This is a genomic window from Halomonas sp., assembly GCF_031581305.1.
Taxonomy (GTDB): domain Bacteria; phylum Pseudomonadota; class Gammaproteobacteria; order Pseudomonadales; family Halomonadaceae; genus Halomonas.
On the sequence record NZ_JAVLBC010000198.1, the window covers coordinates 1 to 5,738 of the forward strand.

A 5,738-nucleotide genomic window follows, 5' to 3' on the forward strand; every position below is an offset into this window, starting at 1 on the left:
GCCGTAAGCCGTAAGCCGTAAGCCGTAAGCCGTAAGCCGTAAGCCGGGATCTTGCCACCAAGCTACGCAGTGGCAACGGTTTTTCTTACAGCTTAAAGCTTACAGCTCCCCGAGGAGGGGTCATCCCCTGCGTTTCTCGAAATCGGCCATGAAATCGATCAATGCCTCGACGGCGGCTTCGGGTACGGCGTTGTAGAGGCTGGCCCGCATGCCCCCCACGCTGCGGTGCCCCTTGAGATTGAGCAGCCCCGCCGCCTCGGCCTCGTCCAGAAAGAGGCGATCCAGGCTCGGGTCGGCCAGCACGAAGGGCACATTCATCCGCGAGCGGTTGCGCAACGTGATCGGGTTGGCATAGAGCCCGCTGCCGTCGATGGCCGCATAGAGCCGGGCCGCCTTGCGACAGTTGATGGCATCCATGGCTGTCAGGCCACCGACCTCGCTCTTCAGCCAGTCAAAGACCAGCCCCGCCAGGTACCAGCTATAGGTCGCCGGGGTGTTGACCATCGAACCCGCCTCGCTGAGCGCCTTGTAGCCGAAGAGCGTCGGCATGTCGTCGCGGGCCTGGTCCAGCAGGTCGTCACGCACGATCACCACCACCAGGCCGGCGGGCCCGATGTTCTTCTGGGCACCGGCATAGATCACGCCGAACTTCGACACGTCCAGCGGGGCGGAGAGGATGGACGAGGACATGTCGCAGACCAGCGGCACCTCGCTGCCATCCGGCCGGCGGGCCTCGGGTATGTAGTCGAAGGCGAGCCCGCCGATGGTCTCGTTGGCGGTATAGTGCAGATAGGCGGCGTCATCGGAGAGAACGATCTCTTCCTGGCGCGGCACGGCACTGTGGCCATTCTCCTCGCTGCTGGCAGCCACATGGACGTCGCCGAACAGGTGGCGGGCCTCGGCAATCGCTTTCTTGCCCCAGATGCCGGTATGCAGGAAGTTGGCACGACCGCCGGCCCCCAGCAGGTTGTAGGGCACCGCGGCAAACTGCAGGCTGGCCCCGCCCTGGGTGAAGAGCACTCGGTAGTTGTCGGGAATAGCCAGCAACTCGCGCAGGTCGGCCTCGGCCTGCTTGGCGATGGCCACGAAGTCCTCGCCGCGATGGCTCATTTCCATCACCGAGAGGCCGCAGCCGTGGTAGTCCAGCAATTCGTTCCGGGCCCGCTCCAGCACGGCCGTGGGCAATGCGGCCGGGCCGGCACAGAAGTTGTAGTGACGTGTCATCAGCGTTGCGTGTCCTTATTCCTGGTCTGGCTCACCGCCGGCATCTTGCGCACCGGCTCCGGGCACCCCATCGTCGGATGATGCGGCCCCTGTCTCGTGGCCTGCCTCGGCCGGCTCCTCATAGGCCGCCTCCTCAGTATCCTCGGGCTCATCGATGCGTACGGTCTTGACCAGTTTTTCGTCGTTACCCAAGCGAATCAGCATCACGCCCTGGGTGTTGCGCGAGGTGATCGAGACCTCGTCGACCCGGGTACGCACCAGGGTGCCGCGATCGGTGATCAGCATCATCTCGTCGGTGGCGTAGACCTGCATGGCGGCCACCAGGGCGCCATTGCGCTCGCTGGTCTGCATGGCGATCACCCCCTGGCCACCACGCCCGCGCAGCGGGAACTCCTCGAGGCGGGTGCGCTTGCCGTAACCGTTCTCGCTGGCGGTGAGGATATAGATCTGGCCGCCATTGCCGGCCTCGACGCTCGCGCCCTCCTCTGCCTCGGCCTTCACATCGACCTCGGCATCGATCTGCTGGCTCTGCGGGATGATCAGGCTGATTACCTCGGCGTTCCCGAGCAGCCTCATGCCACGCACGCCGCGAGCGGTGCGGCCCATGGCACGCACATTGGACTCCTCGAAACGGATCGCCTTGCCGTTGGAGGAGAGCAGCATCACGTGATCGGCACCCGAAGTGATGGCGGCCCCCACCAGGCGGTCGCCCTCCTCGAGGTCGATGGCGATCAGTCCCACGCTGCGTGGCCGCGAGAACTGCTCGAGGCTGGTGCGCTTGACGGTGCCACGCTCGGTCGCGAAGAAGATGTAGCTCTGCGGGTCGTAGTCGCGCACCGGCAGGATGGCGTTGATCGCCTCCCCCTCGTCCAGCGGCAACAGGTTCACCAGCGGCTTGCCCCGAGAGCCGCGGCTGGCGACGGGCATCTCGTAGACCTTGAGCCAGTAGACCTTGCCGCGGTTGGAGAACAGCAACACAGTATCGTGGGTCGAGGCCACCAGCAGATGCTCGATGACGTCCTCATCCTTCATGGACGTGGCGGACTTGCCGCGTCCGCCGCGGCGCTGAGCCTGATAGTCGGAGAGCGGCTGGGTCTTGGCGTAGCCGGTGCGGGACACGGTGACCACCATGTCCTCCTCGGCGATCAGGTCCTCGAGACGCAGGTCCAGATGGCTGGCCTGGATCTCGGTCTTGCGCGAGTTGCCGAACTGATCGCGCACGGCGTTCAGTTCCTCGCGGATCACCTCGAGCAGCCGTTCCGCCGAGGCCAGAATGGCGGTGAGTTCGGCGATCTTCTCGAGGATCGAGAGGTACTCGTCAAGGAGCTTCTCGGTCTCGAGCCCGGTCAGGCGGTGCAGACGCAGCTCGAGGATGGCCTGGGCCTGGGCCGGCGACAGACGGTACTCGCTGCCGGCCTGGCTGAGGCCGAAGCCCTCCTCCAGATCCTCGGGCTTGCAGGAGGTGGCCCCGGCGCGCTCGAGCATGCCGGTGACCTGACCCGGCTGCCAGGACCGGGCCAGCAACTTTTCCTTGGCCTCGCTGGCATTCGGCGAAGCCTTGATCAGCTCGATCACCTCGTCGATGTTGGAGATGGCGACGGCCAAGCCCTCGAGGATATGACCACGCTCACGCGCCTTCTTGAGTTCGAAGAGAGTGCGACGGGTGACCACCTCGCGGCGGTGGCGAATGAACGCCTCGAGGATCTCCTTGAGATTGAGGATCTTCGGCTGACCATTGTCGATGGCGACCATGTTGATGCCGAAGACGGTCTGCAGCTGAGTCTGGGCGAAGAGGTTGTTGACCACCACCTCGCCGGACTCGCCGCGCTTGACCTCGATCACCACCCGCAGACCATCCTTGTCGGACTCGTCACGCAGCTCGGCGATGCCCTCGATCTTCTTCTCCTTGACCAGCTCGGCAATCTTCTCGATCAAGCGCGCCTTGTTCACCTGGTAGGGAAGCTCGTTGACGATGATGTGATCGCGGCCGGTCTTGTGGTCATGCTCGATGGTGTGGCAGGCACGCACATAGATCCGTCCACGGCCGGTGCGGTAGGCCTCGAGGATGCCGGCACGGCCGTTGATGATGCCGCCGGTGGGGAAGTCCGGGCCGGGCACGTGCTCCATCAGATCGTCGACAGTGAGAGTGTAGTCGTCGATCAGCGCCAGGCAGGCGTTGATGATCTCGCCCATGTTGTGGGGCGGAATGTTGGTCGCCATGCCCACCGCAATGCCCGAGGAGCCGTTGATCAGCAGGTTGGGGACCTTGGTGGGCAGTACCTCGGGGATGCGCTCGGTACCGTCGTAGTTGTCGACCCAGTCGACAGTGTCCTTCTCCAGGTCGGCCAGCAGCTCGTGGGCGAGACGGGCCATGCGCACCTCGGTGTAACGCATGGCGGCGGCGTTGTCGCCGTCGATGGAGCCGAAGTTACCCTGGCCGTCGACCAGCACATGGCGCATCGAGAAGTCCTGGGCCATGCGCACGATGGTGTCATAGACGGCACTATCCCCGTGAGGGTGGTACTTACCGATGACATCGCCGACCACACGGGCGGACTTCTTGTACGGCTTGTTCCAGTCGTTGCTGAGTTCGTGCATGGCGAACAGCACACGCCGGTGCACTGGCTTGAGGCCATCGCGCACGTCGGGCAGCGCACGGCCGATGATCACGCTCATCGCGTAATCGAGGTACGACTGCTTGAGCTCGTCCTCGATGTTGACTGGCAGAATCTCTCTGGCGATGTCACCCATGGGTCGTCGAATCCTTTGCACTGCAACAGGTTGGCGCGTCACGTGGCCGTGACATGGCGCGCAATATCAGCCTGACATCATACCATCCCGGACGGTGCAAAGGGAGCTATCCAAGGGCGCTGAAGGGCTATCAGGGTTGGCTAGGTAGGCTGGGAGCTGATCTGGAAACAAGCCTTCGAGGAGGCGCTGTAAACCCCTCCATGGGCGCTACCGACGCCATCCATGGCGTAGGACCTCCTCTCCGGCTTGTCCCCAGCGCTCCTATGCCATGCAACTGCAATAGCTCTGAAGGCGCTAGGGCAGGACAAGCGCTGCCATGGCCTCACGGATCACGCCGCTGATCTCGATGGCCCGATGGGTCGCCACGTCGAGCAGCACGAAGGTGATGTCGGCGCTGGCCACCGGCTTGCCGTCCCGCACCTGGCGAATTTCCTGGCGCATGCGGGCGCGGCACGAACCGAGTTCGGCGAGTCGGGTCAGGATCTCCAGGTCGTCGCCGGCAACGGCAGCACGCCGGTAATCGATGTTGAGGTTGACCGCGACGAAGGCCACGTCTCCGTCCTGCAGGAACGCGGCAAGGCCGGGATGATCGTCAAAGTAAGCCCAGCGCCCCTCTTCCAGAAACTCCAGGTAACGGGCATTGTTCACGTGACCATAGCCATCCAGGTGATAGCCTCTGACACGTAGCGTGGTACGGGAGATACGGGGATCCATATTGACAGATTCCTTAACAGGCGAGCACTCGATTCTAGTCAGTCCGGCGCCCGATATTCAAACCATCGTTTGAACGCCGGCAATTCACGAAACCTGCGCATCCGCTGGCACCAGCGCCTCCCTTTCGCCATAATGTGCTCCCTTTTCTCTCGGGAAATGCGCCATGTGGTTCAAGCACTTGCATCTCTACCGCCTGCACGACTCCCCTGAACTGGACGCCGCCAGCCTGGAAACCGCCCTGAGCGAGCAGGCCTTTCGCCCTCTCGGGGGCAGCGAGGCGCGTCGCCTGGGCTGGTCTGCGCCGGCCGGCCGCGCGGGGACGCAGCTGCTGCACGAACTCCAGGGCCAGCGCCTGATGACCGCCCTGCGCCAGGAGCGCATCCTGCCCGCCTCGGTGGTTCGCGATGAGGTCGAGGAGCGCAGCGAAGCCATCGAGACCCGCGAGGGCCGCAAGCTGCGCCGCCAGGAGAAACTGGCGATCAAGGAGGAGGTCTACGAGGAGCTCCTGCCCCGCGCCTTCGTACGCAGCCAGAAGGTCGACCTGTGGTGGGACAATCGCCGCCAGCTGATCGCCGTCAATGCCAGCTCCCGCAAACGTGCCGAGGAACTCCTCGACCTGCTGCGCGAGACCCTGGGCAGCCTCAAGGTGACCCCGCTGGCCAGTCAGACCTTGCCCATGCGCGCCATGACCACCTGGCTCGGCGATCCGGGTTCGCGTCCGGCCGACCTGGCACTCGGTGACCAGGTAGAGCTCAAGGCCAAGGGCGACGATGGTGTTCTGCGGGCCCGTCAGGTCGACCTCGACAGCGACGAGATCCAGCAGCTGCTGGAGAGCGGTCGCCAGGCGAGCAAGCTGGCACTGTCGATAGAAGGCCGGTTAAGCTTCGTGCTGCAAGACGACCTGGCGATCAAGTCGCTGCGCTTCGACGATGCCCTGATCGACGAGGCGTCCCAGGCCGACGATGGCGATGACGCCCTGGTGCGACTGGAGACCGACTTCATCCTGATGACCCAGGTGCTGGCCGAAAACATCGAGCGCCTGATCGAGT

The 5,738-nt window shown here is 64.2% G+C and carries 4 protein-coding genes; 1 reads left to right on the forward strand and 3 read right to left on the reverse strand.

Annotated elements, in window-relative coordinates; translation table 11 throughout:
• Positions 1 to 120: 120 nt before the first annotated feature.
• The 3 genes from serC to RI841_RS13780 form a co-directional block, all read right to left on the reverse strand.
• Positions 121 to 1,224 (reverse strand): 3-phosphoserine/phosphohydroxythreonine transaminase, encoded by a 1,104-nt coding sequence (gene serC / locus RI841_RS13770; protein ID WP_310706202.1) that lies wholly within the window; start codon positions 1,222 to 1,224, stop codon positions 121 to 123.
• Positions 1,225 to 1,239: 15 nt separating this feature from the next.
• A complete protein-coding gene (gyrA, locus tag RI841_RS13775; RefSeq protein ID WP_310706203.1) occupies positions 1,240 to 3,975 on the reverse strand; it encodes a DNA gyrase subunit A in 2,736 nt (911 codons plus the stop codon).
• A 294-nt stretch (positions 3,976 to 4,269) separates the two neighbouring features.
• Positions 4,270 to 4,689 carry a thioesterase family protein gene (locus RI841_RS13780; protein WP_310706204.1) on the reverse strand — a complete coding sequence of 140 codons (420 nt, stop codon included), beginning with the start codon at positions 4,687 to 4,689 and terminating at the stop codon, positions 4,270 to 4,272.
• 163 nt (positions 4,690 to 4,852) lie between these two features.
• Between RI841_RS13780 and RI841_RS13785 the strand changes: the two genes are divergently transcribed.
• On the forward strand, positions 4,853 to 5,738 hold an 886-nt coding region (locus tag RI841_RS13785; protein ID WP_310706205.1), incomplete at its 3' end, for a recombination-associated protein RdgC.